Source organism: Mesorhizobium sp. P2_H9, from assembly GCF_056403215.1.
Genome location: NZ_JBFUFX010000003.1, coordinates 19,186 through 35,718 on the forward strand (window position 1 = coordinate 19,186; position 16,533 = coordinate 35,718).

The 16,533-nt window shown below is 57.4% G+C and carries 13 protein-coding genes and 5 pseudogenes; 1 reads left to right on the plus strand and 17 read right to left on the minus strand.

Annotation, left to right across the window (positions count from 1 at the left end; translation table 11 throughout):
* Window positions 1–102: 102 nt before the first annotated feature.
* The 3 genes and pseudogenes from AC1DXN_RS06005 to AC1DXN_RS06015 all read right to left on the minus strand — a co-directional run bounded on the left by AC1DXN_RS06005 (window position 103) and on the right by AC1DXN_RS06015 (window position 2,492).
* Window positions 103–1,134, minus strand: a complete 1,032-nt coding sequence (locus tag AC1DXN_RS06005) for a LacI family DNA-binding transcriptional regulator (protein ID WP_436260315.1) — start codon at window positions 1,132–1,134, stop codon at window positions 103–105.
* Between the two features lie 170 nt (window positions 1,135–1,304).
* A pseudogene (locus AC1DXN_RS06010) lies at window positions 1,305–1,445 on the minus strand (pantoate--beta-alanine ligase); the annotation flags it as partial.
* A gap of 228 nt (window positions 1,446–1,673) precedes the next feature.
* A complete protein-coding gene (locus tag AC1DXN_RS06015; RefSeq protein WP_477269744.1) occupies window positions 1,674–2,492 on the minus strand; it encodes a shikimate dehydrogenase family protein in 819 nt (272 codons plus the stop codon).
* 93 nt (window positions 2,493–2,585) lie between these two features.
* Between AC1DXN_RS06015 and AC1DXN_RS06020 the strand changes: the two are divergent.
* Window positions 2,586–2,762 (plus strand): annotated as a pseudogene (locus AC1DXN_RS06020) (IS481 family transposase); the annotation flags it as partial.
* Here AC1DXN_RS06020 and AC1DXN_RS06025 read toward each other — a convergent pair.
* The 14 genes and pseudogenes from AC1DXN_RS06025 to denD all read right to left on the minus strand — a co-directional run bounded on the left by AC1DXN_RS06025 (window position 2,759) and on the right by denD (window position 16,430).
* Window positions 2,759–3,133 (minus strand): hypothetical protein, encoded by a 375-nt coding sequence (locus AC1DXN_RS06025; protein WP_477269742.1) that lies wholly within the window; start codon window positions 3,131–3,133, stop codon window positions 2,759–2,761. The pseudogene AC1DXN_RS06020 and the gene AC1DXN_RS06025 overlap by 4 nt on opposite strands.
* Window positions 3,134–3,236: 103 nt before the next feature.
* Window positions 3,237–3,421, minus strand: a pseudogene (locus tag AC1DXN_RS06030) (IS110 family transposase); the annotation flags it as partial.
* Between the two features lie 13 nt (window positions 3,422–3,434).
* Window positions 3,435–3,746 (minus strand): annotated as a pseudogene (locus tag AC1DXN_RS06035) (integrase core domain-containing protein); the annotation flags it as partial.
* Window positions 3,747–3,880: 134 nt separating this feature from the next.
* The gene (locus AC1DXN_RS06040; RefSeq protein WP_477269740.1) at window positions 3,881–4,945 is read right to left on the minus strand and encodes an extracellular solute-binding protein; all 1,065 of its coding nucleotides are present in this window, start codon (window positions 4,943–4,945) and stop codon (window positions 3,881–3,883) included.
* Window positions 4,946–5,144: 199 nt separating this feature from the next.
* Window positions 5,145–5,531, minus strand: a complete 387-nt coding sequence (locus AC1DXN_RS06045) for a hypothetical protein (RefSeq protein WP_477269738.1) — start codon at window positions 5,529–5,531, stop codon at window positions 5,145–5,147.
* 67 nt (window positions 5,532–5,598) lie between these two features.
* The gene (locus AC1DXN_RS06050; protein ID WP_477269736.1) at window positions 5,599–6,708 is read right to left on the minus strand and encodes an ABC transporter ATP-binding protein; all 1,110 of its coding nucleotides are present in this window, start codon (window positions 6,706–6,708) and stop codon (window positions 5,599–5,601) included.
* 85 nt (window positions 6,709–6,793) lie between these two features.
* Window positions 6,794–7,606 carry an ABC transporter permease gene (locus AC1DXN_RS06055; RefSeq protein WP_477269734.1) on the minus strand — a complete coding sequence of 271 codons (813 nt, stop codon included), beginning with the start codon at window positions 7,604–7,606 and terminating at the stop codon, window positions 6,794–6,796.
* Entirely contained in the window at window positions 7,603–8,775 is a 1,173-nt protein-coding gene (locus tag AC1DXN_RS06060; protein ID WP_477269732.1) for an ABC transporter permease, read from the minus strand. The genes AC1DXN_RS06055 and AC1DXN_RS06060 overlap by 4 nt, the downstream gene beginning before the upstream one ends.
* Before the next feature lie 414 nt (window positions 8,776–9,189).
* A complete protein-coding gene (locus tag AC1DXN_RS06065) occupies window positions 9,190–10,257 on the minus strand; it encodes a LacI family DNA-binding transcriptional regulator (RefSeq protein WP_477269730.1) in 1,068 nt (355 codons plus the stop codon).
* A gap of 402 nt (window positions 10,258–10,659) precedes the next feature.
* On the minus strand, window positions 10,660–11,328 hold the full coding sequence (locus AC1DXN_RS06070) for a class II aldolase/adducin family protein (RefSeq protein ID WP_477269728.1): 669 nt from the start codon (window positions 11,326–11,328) through the stop codon (window positions 10,660–10,662).
* A 20-nt stretch (window positions 11,329–11,348) separates the two neighbouring features.
* The gene (locus AC1DXN_RS06075; protein ID WP_477269727.1) at window positions 11,349–12,734 is read right to left on the minus strand and encodes an FGGY family carbohydrate kinase; all 1,386 of its coding nucleotides are present in this window, start codon (window positions 12,732–12,734) and stop codon (window positions 11,349–11,351) included.
* Window positions 12,735–12,803: 69 nt separating this feature from the next.
* Window positions 12,804–13,611: pseudogene (locus AC1DXN_RS06080) on the minus strand (SDR family oxidoreductase).
* Between the two features lie 47 nt (window positions 13,612–13,658).
* A complete protein-coding gene (gene araD / locus AC1DXN_RS06085; RefSeq protein ID WP_477269725.1) occupies window positions 13,659–15,383 on the minus strand; it encodes an L-arabinonate dehydratase in 1,725 nt (574 codons plus the stop codon).
* A 60-nt stretch (window positions 15,384–15,443) separates the two neighbouring features.
* Window positions 15,444–16,430, minus strand: coding sequence for a D-erythronate dehydrogenase (denD, locus tag AC1DXN_RS06090; protein ID WP_477269723.1), 987 nt, complete (start codon window positions 16,428–16,430; stop codon window positions 15,444–15,446).
* Between the last annotated feature and the right edge of the window lie 103 nt (window positions 16,431–16,533).

Here is a 16,533-nt window from a genome sequence, read left to right on the forward strand (position 1 = left end):
CATTGGTCAACGTCAACGTTTATGAAATATCGTATGGTTGGTCAGCGCTGCCCCGTCGTGCTCGTTTGAGCGATCGTGACGTCTTTTTGCGGGCGCAGGAGCCTACAGGTTTTCGGGGCAATACAGGCGAAATTCGACATGGGTGGAGCGGGGATCCGAGGCTGGATTCAAGCCGCGGCGAACCAATTGGTCAACAATCTCGCGCGCGAGGTCCTTGCGCGGCGAATCGAGAACAATTCCGACCGTTCCGGAAGCCAGCGCCGCACGGGTCACCGGCGTCAGTTCGTGACAGACGACGTGGAGACGACGTTCGGGAGGTAAGGTTTCGAGCGTCCGCAAAACCGCCGCCACACCGGCTCCGATAAAATAGAGCCCCCTTAAATCGGGATGACGGGCGAGTAATTCCTCGAACATTCTCTCGACGACAGAGTTGGTAGCGATTCCGTAGACGCCCTCGCATAGTTCCATACCCGGTTCGTGCTCGAGAATGTAATTGCGAAGACCTATCTCTCGCTCCTGGTAGGCACGGTACTGATAGCTTTCGATCAGCATGCCGATCTTGCCAGAGCGATTGAGGAGCTTCGACAAGGACCATCCTGCGGTACGTCCCGCTTTCTGGTGATCGATCCCGACATAGCCGGCAAGGCGAGGCGCTGAAAGATTGGACACGATGGCGACGACGGGTTTTGCAATGTCGGCGAGCAGAGAGACGGCCTCATTCACCGCAGGATGGTCGAAAGCCATGACGCCGACCACATCGACCTTTGCAGCCAGCTGGTGCAGCGCACGCCCCATGCCCTTTGGGGTCAGGTCGCTAAAGTCTTCGATCAAAATGCTGCGGCATTCGGGTCGGGCATGCTTGGCATAGGCGTTGATCTCCTCAGCCAATTGTCGGAAAAAAGGATTGGTTTTGTGCTGGAGGGCAAGCCCGACAGACACCGACCCGCGACTTTCATCAATCCTCTGCATCATCAGGTTTGTGCCGTGATAACGCAGTTCACGGGCCGCCGATAACACCCGCTCAGCGGTTTTCCCCTTGACCGGAAGCCGTGAGTTCAGCACTCGATCTACTGTTGACGGGCTGACGCCAGCCTTAGCGGCGATATCGGCGATAGTGGCCCGGGTGTTTTTCAAAAACGATACCCTGCTAATCTGAAAAACTCATGAGGGTTGGCCGATTTTGTTTACGGCAAACCGCTCGATTTGCGGAGACCAACCTACCCTGTTAATGAATGATCCTACGCTGCCGCTGAACGGTTTGTCATCTGTTCCCAGCTTTCGCCTCGTCGCACGTTTCGATTGGCGAGCGCGGCACGTACCAAGCTCAGATGGCCTTCATGCAAGGCATCCATAGTCGGCACGACAGCGACCTTCGGGCCACTCTGACGCCATCCGGCCACGGCCATGCGCAACTCGGCGACGATTCGTGCGATCGGAATGCTCATGCGCCTTTTCCGCCATTGACCGTCCTTGACGCGCATCGGACCGTGGGGCCCTTCTCCAGCACCACCGCGAATGCCCCCGCTTCGCTCACGTCAGGCCGACATGGAGTCACGACTGGGCAGGTACGCAACGCGTATATGTTGCCGCAAGTTCATAACTTGTGGCACCCTCCCCGAGGCCGGATTTTCGGCCTTTCTCGTATCTCACGTAATTGTCGCATCGTTGTGTGCCTACCCCCTTCGATTAGGCAGAAGCCCTAAGAACTCCGCTTCCAGACGCGGCTGTGGTTTGAGCATCTCCGCGCCGGAGACGATCGCGTGGCCGCGTTCAGCAGCTGCCTGAAGCAGCGGCGTCATCACCGGATTGACGACTACTTCGGCAACAATGGCTGCTGGCTCCATGGCGGCAATGCTAAAGGGCATGGGATCGCCTTCCTTCATCCCAAGACTGGTGGCGTTCACCACCAAGTCCATTCCCGCAGCTACGTCCTGCGCATTCGCATCGCGAACCACAGTTCGGCAGGACGGGACGACGGCCGCTATTTCTGCGGCAAGAGCAACTGCACGCTCCGTATTTCGGTTCGCCAGGACGAGCTCTACCAATCCTTCGTCCGCTAAGGCAAAGGCGATAGCGCGAGCTACACCCCCGGCCCCAACGATCAGGGCACGACGTCCCGCTACCGAGATATTGTTGGCAGCAAGACCAGCGATGAAGCCCGCCCCGTCCGTGTTGGTTCCGGTCAACGTTCGATCGGCGTTGAAGCGGATTGCGTTCACCGCACCAACCCGTCTTGCGACTTCCGTCATGTGTTCGAGATGAGGGATCACGGCAATCTTGTGGGGAGCCGTGATACCTAGCCCGACCACATTAAGCATCCTTCGCAATGCCTCAAGACTAGAGGCGAGATCAGCGGGCCGGACGTGGAGCGGCGCGAACACCGCGTCGACCCCTAAAGCCTCGAAGCTCTTGTTGACAATGATCGTGCCGCGGACGTGTGCGACGGGATCGGTGAGCATAAATATGAGAGCGGTCTTTCCGGTAATTTCCATTATCTCATCAGCTCCAAGTGGTTGGTAGAAAAACGGAAACGCCCTCGTTCCAAAGACCAGGGGTCGCTCTAGGCCGGGTGCTTCACCTAGGCGGCGCTGCGCGAATGGGTTAAGCCGCCGCCTATCCGACCTCAGCCCGCCGCGCCGTTGAATTGCCGGTACGGCTGGACAGAGACAATTGGCACCGTCCGCACGGCAGCCTCAAGTCCAAACCACCTATCAGTCGCCTCGGCCCTAAACGAGGACAACCTGTTGAGGCTACAAATCTAGGCCGTAGGCCGTCTAGCGGCCCAGTCGGGAGGCGTGACCGCAAATATCGCCGCCGACGTGCCCTTCGACCGCCAAATCAGAGAGGTTCCCGCCGGCAACCACATCATGTCGCCGGGCTTCATAAAATTCTCTTCTCCGTCGACCACGATAGAAAAGCTATCTTCCACGGATAAGCAGAACATGACTTCATCGTACCAAAGTTTAAAATCGATATTGGAGTCTTTGAAGTATACAACGCCAGCTGCCATGCTGGCGTTATCTTTGTCGTCTACAAAGACATGAGTGGACGACCCGCGTGGCGTGAATTCCCTCTTAATATCTGCGACCTTGTACAGTTTTGGCATGTAAATTCCCTCTACTTGTTCAGCCAATAAGATCTCGACCGGACGATGCAAGGCATCAGTCGGTGTCAAGAGCACAAACGATTGTGCCCGAAGTTAATCGGTTTTCTGAGCGCGTCAAGGCCTCACCTCCGGCTTCGTGGCCTTCATCGGGAACCCAAAGCGCCGTCAGTTCGCCGGCGCGCAATAACCTGGCCAATTCGACGGCCTGCCGGGGGGGTGTCTTCACCCGATCGCAGGGTACCTTGAAATCAACGATGGCGCGACCACAGTGCATTCAAGGCCGAGCGATCGGTTCAGCCGATAAAGACCATGACCTGCCACTGAACTGTCATCCAGCGGCGATTAGAGCCTCGGCGGTTTCTGTTACGCCGCAGGGCGCGGGTTGAGCAACCGGCGGAGACGTGAAGCCATCAACGAGCGTAGCGTCGGAGCCGGTTGCGATGCCGGCGAAGGATGCCGGGGGCTGGTATCCGAGCGAGGAATGAGGCTTGGCGGCGTTGAAGTCCTGCCTCCATTCGGCGATGGCACTGCGGGCGTGGTCGAGGCCGAAGAACAGGCTCTCATTCAAAGGCTCGTCGCGCATCCGGCCGTTGAAGCTCTCGACATAGCCGTTTTGCATCGGCTCGCCTGGCGCTTTGTAGGACGATCCGCCTTATTGGCAGAAGCGGACAACCGGTCTTAAGACTAGCCGATGCCCTTCTAAGAAGTCGGCACCGGCATGCAACTGGTCGAGACAGGGCGGCGCGACGGCGCGCCGTCCTGAGGACACTGTCGCTATTTAGCGGCGATCCATGCCTCAAACGCCTCCTGCCATTCGGCGTAATGACTTCCCCAGAAATCATAGTCGTCCGAAACCGCGTAAGGCAGATTTTCGGGCGACGAGGGCAATTTTGCGCTAACCTCTGGTGTGACGAGAGCGTAGGCTTTCAGGTTCGCCGTGCCGTAGGGGAACAGACGCATAAAATCTGCCTCGACTTGCGGCGCTGCGACAAATGAAATGTAGTCCATGGCAGCCTGTGGCTGACCTGTTGTCTTGGGTATGATGTATGCATTTAAACCGAGACTGTAGCCCGCCGACCAGACAATCCCAAACTTGCCTCCCGATTCCTTATTTGCGGTATCGACTCGGGCGTTCCAACCAAGAGCCATGTCATACGTACCGGAAATGAGACCTTGAACGAATTCGGCGCCCGTATCGAGGAAGACGAGGTCTCCCTTTATCTCGGACAACTTGCGGAAAATTCGGTCCCTCGCATTTGGTTTTCTAAGTTCCTCGCTAATTTTCTCGCGAGGCACGCCATCCGCGAGCAGCACCACCGTCGCGACATTCTGTATGTACCGGGCCATCCCTCGCTTGCCCGGAAAACGCTTCGTATCCCAAAAGTCCTGCCATGTCTTCGGTTCATCGCTCCCGAATTTTCCTCTAGCGACCACCAACGCCACGGCGACAGACGCCGATGCTACGGCGCACTCTTGCAGCGTGTGCGGAAGTAGGTCGGCGACTGGCAACTTCGACTTGTCGAGGGGCAGAATGAGGCCTTCGTTACAGGCTTCGATCGCCGTAACAACGTCGGTTTCCATCACGTCCCACTTCGAGGGCGAAGCCGTGGCGAGCGCGCGCAGGACGCCCATGCTGTCTTCGGTTGTGCTCCCAATCACATTCGTGCCGGTTGCAGTCGTGAACGGCTGCCAATACGCCTGCTTCACAGCGTCCATATAGGCGCCGCCATAGGTCGCCACGCTGAGTTCCGCCGAGTCCGCAGCAGTCAGCGTCATAGCACTGGCGGCCAAAGCCATCGTCAATGACGCGACCTGCAAGATCCTCTTGCTTGTTTTCATGTTCGTTCCCTTTCTCGTTGATATTGTTGGGTCTTCCTACCTCGAACCGAGATCGCCGCTTGCGCGAAGACCACCGGGAATCCGAACAACGATCAATGTCCGACACTGGACCGCCATCACGCGTTCGTTATCAAAGGTTACGGGGATGGCGAGAGGAGTTCCCAGGAACCTAACCTCTGGTTAGACGGTGGCGTAAAGCTTATGAGGAAAAGCTCGGTTCGAGGCGCGCCGGCACGGGAATCCGCTCGGGCCGGGTATCAACCCAGGTCGGAGGGGTGATGGCAAAGATGAGCACCGCCTTGCCCTTTGCGCGCCAGATCGCCTTGGTGCCTTCCCTGTACCAAATCATGTCGCCAGGGCTCATGAAGTGTTCCCGACCGTCAACCTCGACCGAGAAGCTTTCCTCAATTGAGAGGCAGAACATGCATTCCTCATACCAGAATTCAAAAGCTATCTCGGTATCCTTGAATTGCGCAATGCCTCCGGACATTTGCGCGCCCGTCAGATTATCCACCATGACGTGGGTTGCGGTCCCTCGTGGGCTGAACTTGGGTTCGATGTCGCTGAACTTGAAAAATTTGATCATTCTGGCTCCTTTTCTATTATCGTGCGACGGTCTAGGAATTTTTCTTCCACGAAGGAAAACTGAGGAATTATGCAGCTGGAAAGCATCGGGCGGCGCTGCTGCGCCAGGTGATCCGGATATCGTCTCCGCGGGCGAGCCCGGCGGCCTGATCGGGCCGCACAGCGACAGTCAATGGGGATCGGCCCGCAAACTTGATCTCGACGATCAGAGTGCTCCCCTGAAAGATCAGGTCGGTGACTGTCGCGGAGAGACTGTTCTCGAACGGCGCGGTTTCGGCGATGTGGAGGCGCTCTGGTCGGATCGCTATCAAACAGTTGCCCGACGAACAGGTAGGGTTTGCGGATGCGGAGCGGACAATTGTCCCATCCTGCAAGCGAGCGATAACCAACCCGTCCTCGTGACGCACAAATTCCGCCGGCAAGAGGTTGGTATTTCCGATGAAACCCGCGACAAAAAGCGACGCCGGATGATTGTAGAGTTCCTCCGGAGCGGCAAGCTGTTCGACTTTTCCATTGTTGAATACAGCAATACGATCGGACAAAGTGAGCGCCTCGGTCTGATCGTGTGTAACGTACAGCATCGTTACACCATTTTCCTTGTGCAGCCGGCGGATCTCGAACTGCAATTCATCCCTCAAGCTTTTGTCGAGCGCTGCCAGTGGTTCATCGAGCAGGACCATATCTGGCTCGAAGACAAGCGCGCGAGCCAGCGCAACCCGCTGTTGCTGCCCCCCTGACAATTGATGCGGCATCCGGTGGGCAAACTGCACCAATCGGGTCATCGTCAATGCTCGCTGTACCTTGATCTGGATCTCCGGCTTCGCGAGCTTCCGCATTCGCAGCGGGAAAGATATGTTTTCGGCTACCGTCATGTGCGGGAACAGGGCGTAGCTTTGAAAGACCACACCCAGATTGCGCTTCGACGCAGCCAAACCTCCGATGGGCCGCCCGCGAAAGAATATCTCGCCTCGGTCCTTGGCCAGGAAACCGGCCAGCAGCATGAGCGTCGTGGTCTTCCCTGATCCTGACGGACCAAGACAGGTTAGCAATTCCCCCTCACGCACTTCGAGGTTCAGATCCTCAAGCGCGTATGTCTTTCCATCGAAACTTTTGCTTATGCCCGAGAATGAACAGAACGGGCGCTCCCCACTGGGTCCGGCTCCTTTTTCGACAATCACACCTGCTTTGCTCGAACTTATTTCAGACAAGAGAGGTACTTTCGCTAGCGTTGGCATTTGTGCAATAGCAAATAGTTTTATTGAATCACGACATTGACGGAATTCGTTTCGACTGGAAGCGCTCGGCGATCAAGAACAGGCAAAGTAACATGATCGTAGCAAAGGTCGTCATCACAGAGACGACTGCGACATCCGGTGCTATGCTTGATGTCAGTCCAGAGAAGATCCGCTGCGGCAGCGTCGTTTGATCTGGCTGCGCAAGAAGGAGCACGATGATGGACTCATCGAAAGACGCGTGGAAGGCATAGATGGCGCCCGCCGCCAGAGATGGAACGAGGGACGGAAGCACTGCATGCCGAACCGCCTCTACCCTGCCGGCGCCCAAGCTCAGCGCCGCGATGTAAAGACGCGTATCGTATTTGCGCATCGACGCGGAGGTTGTAACTACCACAAACGGAATGCCAAGCGCTGCATGCGCAACGATCAGCCCGGCGCGCGTGTCGGTTAGACCCCATGCGTTAAACGATATATATATTGCCAAAGCTGCGATAATACTCGGCATTATCAAAGGAAGCATAAGTGTTCCATATCCGATTGCAGAGGTTTTTCCTTTCAATAATGCAACGCCGCAGCCAGCCGTTGCGCCCAGAGCCACGGCGATAACCGTTGAAAAGCAAGCAACATAGAGACTGTTGCGCGCCGCTTGCCCCCATTCGGGGTCTGTCAAGACCTTCGAATACCAGCGGAGCGAGACGCCATCCCGCGGAAGCGTGAAGAAATTCCCGTCATTCAGCGACACAGCCAGAATGACAAAGAGCGGCAGAATGAGAAATGCGATTACGGTCGCACCGCCCAACCGGGCGACGGTGTCTATCGCTTGTGCCGATGTCGGCCTCATACCAACTTACCCAACCGTTTGCTGGAATTCTTCGCGGGGCTCAATGCCGCGCCGGTCAAAGCGAATCCCGCCACCAGTAAGGTGAGCCAGACGCTTAATGCCGCTGAAACATGCCAGTCGCCCATGCGTTGGGCAAAGAAGGCCGTGTAGTATGCAAGCAACTGATCTTGCGGGCCGCCCAGCAGGAGCGGCGTCAGGTAGAATCCGAGCGTAAGCGTAATGACTATCGATAGTCCGGCGGTGATCGCCGGCCGCATCTGAGGCAAGTAGACGAGCAAGACCGCTCGGAAGGTAGAGGCACCAAGACTAGTCGCAGCAAAATATTGCTGTATCGGGATACGCTTCAGGCCTTCATGCAGCGACAAGATCATATAAGGTAATAGCAAGTGTACCATACCTACGATAACGGCACTGCGTGTTCCAAGTATTCCGTAGGACAAGTTGGAAGAAAAGAGAGCCCTCCCGATCGCAGTCAGGACGCCCTCATTTTGAAATATGATGATCCAGCTGAGCGTGCGAACGAGGATCGATGTCCAAAGCGAAACGAGGACACAGGCAATCATCATGCGCGCTGTGCGACCGGATGCGACGCTAATCGAATAGGCTGCGGGCGCCGCGATGAGAAAGCACAGCGCTGCAACACCCGTTGCAACGCCGATGGTGCGCATGAAAACTTCGGAAAACTGGATCTGCTCAGCCGCGCGGTTTCCCCATGGGGCCGTGATCGAAAGATACCGAAGCGTGAAGCGCTGGCCTTCGGCTTCCAGCATTTTCCACGTCGATTCTTGCAGCCAAAGATCATCAATTGCGGCGAACCACGCTCGGATGTCTTCGGGCAACTCATCGGTTTTCCTGGCCTCCGCGCTGGTTTTGAGCAACATGATGCGCAAGGCGCCGCTGCTTGATCCGACGCTGTGCGCGAGCTGTCCCACATCGCTGCGCGCAGCCGATCGCAGGTCACTGAAAAGTACCTTGAGCGCATCGTCCGTAGGCTCCGCCTGACCCTTGTCGAGAGCAATCTGCCTATAGGTTTGCGCCAGTATATCGCCAGCACTATCCTTTAGAAAAGCTTGAGGAAGAAAGGAGAAAATAGGGACCAGATAAAACAGCGCCAAGAATGCAAAGGCGGGGGCCATCAGAAATAAGAATAGGAATTTTTCACTCTTCATGATCGTCTCTTTATCTTGGGCGCTGCCTGCTGAAATCCGACCGGATCTCGACCCACTCCAGAGAAATGAACCCGGAACAGTCAGCGTCTGGGGCGGAGCCAAGCCGCCGCTGCCAGGCAGACGGGCCCCTCCTCTAGCGCTGAGAAATTCTCAATCCCTCCAATGGCTGTAACGCGATCTCCTCGCCCTCAGGGTGCCCARGTATGGTCCACAATCGATTGTGATGGCAAGTTCTTTTTATTACGATCGAGGTCGGCGATCAGAGAAAGCGCGACAGGCAGGATTTGAAGAACGGGCCGCAAGCTAGCGCGCAGCACGGGGACAGGGACTTACCCTACAAAACGTCAAAATGGCGACGTACCCTGACCACCATCGTGATCTCATTCGTGCGCCAGAGAACCGGTAGCTCGCGGCCTATATCGCGTCCGTTTCGACATTGATCATCGTCAACTCCGGCGTCGGAAGGGAAGATCTGGGAGGAACCAGTATCGGCGTTATGTAGTAGATGGTTGGGTCCCCTGAATCCTTATCCAGGATATCAAAAGCCTTCTCCATCATTGCGACCACGTCTTGCTTTATCATCCATGTTCGGAAAATACAAAATGACGCAAAAGGATCGTAGTCGCAGCAACCAATTTCGATATCGGACAGATCAAGATCTGGATGGCGAGATGAAAAGCGAAGAAATCCTTCGTAATTGAGCGTACTGTTCAGGAAAATACGACGCGGGACACGGCCATGGTTCTGATAATACGTCTCGAAGGCTTCGCATGTTTTCGCAGGGTCATAGCCAGTAAAATGAATGACCTCGTCGGTCGGTGGACCGGCAAAGTTGTCGACAGCGACCTTGAATCCGCGAATACGATCGAGCGTTGAGACCTCACTGCAGCCCCCGAAAAAATGAATATCATTAGCCCGCAGGCCGTCCTTGTTTCCAGTCTCAATAATTGCGCTCGTCAGGGTCAAGCCGCCATTGAAATTATCGCTGATGACAGACGATACTTTCGACCCGGGAAGGTCTATGTTGACATGGCGCTGCCCAGCAGAACTGCAAATCTCATGGACTCCATCCGGGTCGGCTGCACCGCAGATAACTAAACCCTCAATAGAGTACGAAATCAATGTCTTAGCGGTTTCACGTTCGGTGGCCGGATCACGACCGGCGCTAACCACGATAGGACATTTTCCCCGACGGCGAACGTTCAGTTCGAAGCTCTGTGCAACCGCTGCGAAAAACCGGCTGTTGTGCGAGGGGATCATCAGTCCCGTCATTTGCGAGACGGACTTGCGAAGGCCCTGGGCCTGCCTGTTCGGCATGTAATTGTGCGCTTTTGCCAGCGCTTTCACAGCCTCCGCCGTCCGGGCTGAGATGCCCCGCCTCGACCAAGTCCCACTCAATACAGCACTGATCGTCGAGACGGAAAGACCAGCTTTTTTCGAGAGTTCATAAATCGTGGAGCGTTGTTGATTGTCGATAGCCAAAAATTCACCTCAGGTGCTGTGATTCCGTATTCCTTAGAGGATATCAATCTTACACAGTCGGTTGTGAAATGGCATGATAACGATCCGGCCCTAACGAGCCCCAAAGGCAGCTGCCTGATCCCACATTGAGGTGGCGCGCAATACCCTTGAACCGAGGCTAGGTGTTGATTTGCCACCGAGAACTGATCCGGCAGCATATGACATTTCCATTGAGAATTGACCCATGTTTGAATCAGCCCTGCACGACAATGGGGCTTTGGAGTGATCGACATGGGCGTTATTGAGCCGGTCTGGCCCCGCAACGTACCGGTATCCGGTCGGACTATGACATATATTTAGTTATGAGTTGTCTTGGCGCATGGCATCGAGCCAGCGATTCGCCAGCCCGCCGCACAGAATCAATCATCCCGTATGGTTTTCCTTTGGTATCAGACGGATGGTGGCGCCCTCCAGATCTGGCGCGTTGCCGTAGGACATCTGCTTCATCTGGCGCAGCACATGGTCCATTTCCTCGTCGGTGAGCAGGATTGGCTCGCCCATCGCAAGCGACTGAATGTACTGTCGCGCCAGCGTCTCCACTTCGTTGGCAATGCGCAAGGCATGGTTAAGATCGCGGCCGACGGCGATCTGGCCGTGATTGGCGAGCAGGCACGCGTCGCGTCCCTGCAGCGCCTTTAACGCGTTCTCCGACAATTCCTGGGTGCCATAGGGCGCATAGTCGGCGCAGCGGATGGTGTTCCCGCCGGCTATGCCGATCATATAGTGGAAAGCCTCGATCTGGCGGCGGTGGCACGAGAAGGACGTCGCGAAAGATGAATGGCAGTGCAGCACGGCGTTTCGGTCCGAACGCTCGTTCAGGATGTCGCGATGGAACCGCCACTCGGAAGACGGCAGACGCGCACCATAATAGCCTCCTTCAAAATCCATCTCGACAATATCTTCCGGTTTCATCACCTCGTAGCGCAAGCTCGTCGGGGTGATCAGGAAGCCTTTCCCGCTACGCACGGAGAGGTTACCCGAGGTTCCCTGGTTGATGCCTGAAGAATTCATCCGCAGGCAGGTTTCGATCATCTGTTGTCTTAGTTCAAGTGTCACCGATGGTCTCCATAGTTGGATTCGTCAATCTGTTGGCGCCAGGCCCGATGATAGTCCCGTAGCGCGGTCACATTCAGGCCGCCGCAGTCGATGGTTTCGAACCGCAGCCGATTTGGATGGGCGATCCCCGCCAGCAGAGCTGCGCCCGTCGCCGTACCGTTCTTTGCCGATGCGATGAGGACGCGCCGCTCTGGATCGAGCGACGCGAGCAGGGCGCCGAGAATTGGTTGCGCAGTCACGTTTCCGTCGACGATGAGCCGCCGCTGATCCCCAAGATAAGCGGCGCAGACATTCGCGAGCATAGCGTAGTAGACGATCGCCAGAGCCGTGCGATCGAGGGGATCAGTCGGCATGGGGCCGACAACTCTTCCCCTGTTGCCCGCGTCGGGAAACAGTCCCCCGCGCGGCACGAAGCTCGGCAGTGCGAAAATGTTCGATTCGAGGATCCTGTTGACGGAATCCACGGTGGCAATATCGCGTCTGCCGCCGGTCAAAATCTCAAACTCGCGCCCTGCCATCGCCCGGCAGCTCGTCAGCGGGACATCAAGCGCCGACTGCTGAAAGGTCACGTCGATCCCAGGCGGGATCGAATTCGATTTCGTGTCGCTCAGCCCGACCAGCCAAGTTCCGCAAGACAGCAATGTCACGTCGGTGAAGCCGGCTGCCTGGTAGCGGTGAAAGTTTGCCGCGCTGTCGTGGACGCCGCAACGAACATGGACGCCACCGAGCCGTCCGCACAGATCCACCAGATGACCCGATATCGGCCCAAGCACATGCGAGGGCATCCTCACCGGAGCCATGAGATGCTGCCATCCCTGTCTGGCGACCAGGGACGTGAGCCTTTTCTCTCGCGCATTCCACAGGTGAGACTGGGCGGTAAGGCTGGTGATGTCCATCGACGCAACGCCGGAGAGCCGCCAAGCCCAATATTGGGGCGCCGGCATCAGCGTGGCCGCCTTCGCGAAAAGATCGGGGTGCTTCAGCTGTATCCAGAACAGCTGCTTGGCAATATTTGTCGCGCCAAGCCCTATGTTGGCGCCACGCTCATCGAGCCCGTCGGCGACTTCCGCGTAAAGTATGTCCAGCTCGGCCGGCATGGTCGATTCATAGTCGGGAAGCGGCGTCGTCGACCCGTCCTGATTGACGATCATCGCCGATGAACCGTGCGTGCTGACGATGACGTCGGAGACCTTGTTGAGCTCCGACAGCCCGCAAAGGGACTGGAACATGAAACGCCAGGCGGCCTCCAGATCCTGGACGAGATAGCCATTCCCCTCTATTGAGCGGTTCTCCGCTTCAAGAGAGCGTATGACCTCTCCATCGTCCGCGACGAGGCTCGCCTTCAGGTTGGTTTTTCCAACATCCAGAACGACTACCGACACGATATCGAACCTTCGCGATCCTGCGGCCGCGATGGGCCCCCAATTCCCCCCTTTGGCCCTCCAGCCACATCAGCCACCATTTCGCTCTCCCAGGCCTGCAGCAGCCAACTCCGTCGACCTTGCCGGCCGATGTGAGATTCTAAATACAGGCAAGCGCGCGCTTGCACAATCGATTGTGAAACATATTTTTCCTAGGGATCCGCCCGACTCGAAGCTGATCTCGGGCAACCCGTGCATTCGTGATTCGGGACGCTTCGAACCGTCTGCTTGCGGCACGCCCGCAATCATTCGTGCCGTCATGTCTGTCGCGGCATTTCCGATGTCTATCTGGCCGAGGCGATGGAGAACGGCCTCCCATCCAGGGCCAACGTCTTGGTCAATCCGCTGATCGCATGTTTCGTGGCTGTATATGGCACGGACCCGGGCCGTGGCGCATGGGCTGAGACCGAGCCATTGTTGATTATCCGGCCGCCTTGAGGACTTTGCGAACGCATGACGCCGAACGCTTCCCGAGCGCAGAGAAACGACCGGTCAAGTTTACGGCTACGACCTGGTTCCATGCCTCTACCGGTATCTCGTCGATCAATGTCGAGGGATAGCCGCTGCCTGCATTGTTGAAGAGAAGATCGACGCGTCCAAATGACTTCAGCGTCGTTTCAAACAAAACCTTCACGTCATCCGGGCTTGTCACGTCGCATGGGACAACGAGCGCGCGGCCGTCACCCTGTGTGCTCGACGAAGCCGCAGCTTCCAGTGTTGTTCGCGTGCGCCCGCAGAATACAACGCTCCATCCCGCTTCCAGCAAGGCGACCGCGGTCGCCTTGCCTACTCCTGCGCCGGCACCCGTTACGATCGCGGTCTTTTTTTGACATTGCACCTTCCCATACTCGAGCGTGACGATCACAATTATGCCCAGCCACCAAGCTAGTGAATTTCCGGCTCCGGCGTGAAGTTGGTGCCCTCCAGGAAATCGAAATCGCAACCGAGATTTGCTTGCGTGACGTGCCGTGAAAACATAAGTCCGTAGCCGCGCTCATAGCGTTTCTCGGGTTGCTTCCAATTCGCCTTGCGTGCCTCAAGCTCTTGGACCGAAAGCTCGACGTTGAGTACGCGCCGCTCGACATCCAGTTCGATGACGTCGCCGTCCTTGATCAGCCCCAACGGACCACCGACGAAAGACTCCGGCGCGACATGCAGTACGCAAGCGCCATAGCTCGTGCCGCTCATGCGGGCGTCCGATATCCGCACCATATCGCGCACACCTCGTGCGAGAAGCTTCTTGGGTATCGGCAATTGCCCCCACTCCGGCATGCCAGGACCGCCATTGGGTCCGCAATTTTGCAGGACGAGCACGGAGTTCTCATCGACATCCAAATCCGGATCGTCGATCCGACGGGCCATGTCGTTGTAATCCCGGAAGATTACGGCCGTGCCTCGATGCTTCAACAAGCGGCCTTCCATCGCCGTTCGCTTGATGATCGCCCCGTCGGGGGCTAGGTTTCCTTTCAACACGACGAGCCCACCCGCCTTTTCTACCGGATTGTCCAGCGAGTGAATGACGTCGGGAAGATAGACCTCGAACTCGCCGATGTTTTCTCCAAGAGTTTTTCCTGTCACTGATCCGGCGGTCAAATCCAGATGATCCGAGAGGACCTTCAGGACAGCACCCACGCCTCCCGCAAAATGGAAGTCCTCCATCAGATACTTTCCGGAGGGCCTGACGTTGGCGATGAAGGGTATCGACGCAGAGAAGTCGTCGAACCGTTCCAATGACAATGGGATGCCGGCCCGGCCTGCCAAGGCAAGAAGATGCACCACCGCGTTGGTCGAGCCGCCCATCGCCATCGTCACCTTGATGGCATTGTCGAAGCTCCCGGTCGTCAGGATGTCCCTGGGCTTGGTGTCTTCCCAGATCAGATCGACGACCCGGCGCCCTGCCGACGCCGCCATTCGGGCATGATCCGCGTCAACCGCGGGAATCGACGCCGCACCCGGCAGCGCCATTCCGAGGGCTTCGGTGATCGCCGCCATGGTCGATGCCGTCCCCATGGTCATGCAGGTTCCCGCCGAGCGGGCGATCCCGTTCTCCAGGCCTTCCATGGCCTTCTGGTCGAGCTGCCCTGCCCGGCGCTCCGCCCAGAACTTCCAGACGTCGCTGCCGCTCCCGAGGCGCTGCCCTCGCCAGTTACCGCTCAGCATGGGTCCGGCAGGAACGAAGATCGCCGGGATGTTCATACTGAAGGCAGCCATCAGAAGGGCGGGCACCGTCTTGTCACAGCCACCCATCAGCACGACGCCGTCGACCGGGTTGGCACGAAGTTGCTCTTCGACCTCCATCGCCAGCAGATTGCGATAGAGCATTGTCGATGGCTTCATGAATACTTCGCCAAGCGCCATGGCGGGCAGTTCAACGGGAAAGCCGCCCGCCTGAAAGACACCGCGCTTGACGTCGGTAACCCGCTGGGGGAAATGGGAATGGCAGGGGTTGAGGTCACTCCAGGTCGTAATGATCGCGACGATGGGTTTGCCGGCATAGTCCTCCGCTCCGTAGCCCATCTGTTTCGTCCGCGATCTGACGCTTTGAGAGCGCACGTCGTCAGGTGCATACCAGCGGGCGCTGCGAAGGGTTTCGTAAGCTCTCTTTGTCATGCGATTCCTGTGGTGCACAGCACGTCAAATCAAGTGAGGCCAGGCAATTAAACGTGTCTGCTAAGGGGATTGATGTTGGCGAAAGGTCGGCAGATCTTCCTCGATATAAATTCGGATGATCTCGTCGAAGTCGCTTTCGGATTTGAAACCGAGCTCCCTGGCCCGCGTCGCTTCGAACCCTTGCGGCCACGTCTGCACAATTCGCCAGATCGTCTCGTCGGGTTCATCCTGGATCAGCCGAATGACGTCGTCGCCGGCAACGCGCCGCAGGGCTTCGATCTGCTCTTCGACGGTGCAGATCACCGCCGGCATACTCAGATTGCGGCGTGGTCCCACTCGCTCTCCATCGAGCTCTGCGGCATGGAGCAGAAAATTGACCGCGGAACGCGGGCTTACGCTGGAGCCCCGGAACGATCGTGGCACTGGCAACAACGCCGGGATGCCATTGAGCGGCTCGCGAATGAGCCCCGACTTGAAGCCCGAAGCAGCCATGTTCGGCTTGCCGGGCCTGACGCAAATGGTCGGCAGGCGAATCCCGATTCCGTCTATGAATCCGCGTCGCGTGTAATCGGCGAGCAGGCCCTCGACGATCATCTTCTGGGTGCCGTACGAGGTCAGCGGCGTCAGGTGAAACGTATCGGGCACGATCCCTGGAAAGGGGCCGCCGAAGGCGGCGGACGACGACGAGAACACCACCTTCGGCCGATACGCCAGCGCGCGGATCGCCTCGAAAAGTAGTCGTGACGCCTCGACATTCACGCGGTAGCCCAGCTCGAAGTTCGACTCAGCCTCTCCTGAAACGACGCCGGCGAGATGGAAGACGACGTCCGGTTTCGTCGCGACAAGGGCTTCCGCGGCGCTTGGATCGGCGAGGTCGCCGACATGCTTCGTCACCAATACGTCCGCAATCTGGATGTCCGCCGGGGCGACCACATCCTGCAGCTGCAGCGCCGATATCTGGCGCCCGCCCAGCGAGCCGTTCGCGGCTAATCTCTTGACCAGTTTTTGCCCGATCATTCCGGCCGCGCCCGTAATCAGAATGCGCATCGATGTCTCCGGTCCTTCGAGCATTTAGGTCCAAATTCGAATCGATCGGCCACCTTGTGACCGAGGCGATGGCAGGTCGATCAACTCGATCGGTGTGGCGTGA

Bases quoted from the DNA above. Each gene is read 5' to 3' on its own strand.
- AC1DXN_RS06015 (WP_477269744.1), bottom strand. From the start codon at position 2,492: ATGGAAATTACCGGAAAGACCGCTCTCATATTTATGCTCACCGATCCC.
- AC1DXN_RS06040 (WP_477269740.1), bottom strand. From the start codon at position 4,945: ATGAAAACAAGCAAGAGGATCTTGCAGGTCGCGTCATTGACGATGGCT.
- AC1DXN_RS06045 (WP_477269738.1), bottom strand. From the start codon at position 5,531: ATGATCAAATTTTTCAAGTTCAGCGACATCGAACCCAAGTTCAGCCCA.
- AC1DXN_RS06055 (WP_477269734.1), bottom strand. From the start codon at position 7,606: ATGAGGCCGACATCGGCACAAGCGATAGACACCGTCGCCCGGTTGGGC.
- AC1DXN_RS06060 (WP_477269732.1), bottom strand. From the start codon at position 8,775: ATGAAGAGTGAAAAATTCCTATTCTTATTTCTGATGGCCCCCGCCTTT.
- AC1DXN_RS06070 (WP_477269728.1), bottom strand. From the start codon at position 11,328: ATGATCGAAACCTGCCTGCGGATGAATTCTTCAGGCATCAACCAGGGA.
- araD (WP_477269725.1), bottom strand. From the start codon at position 15,383: ATGACAAAGAGAGCTTACGAAACCCTTCGCAGCGCCCGCTGGTATGCA.
- denD (WP_477269723.1), bottom strand. From the start codon at position 16,430: ATGCGCATTCTGATTACGGGCGCGGCCGGAATGATCGGGCAAAAACTG.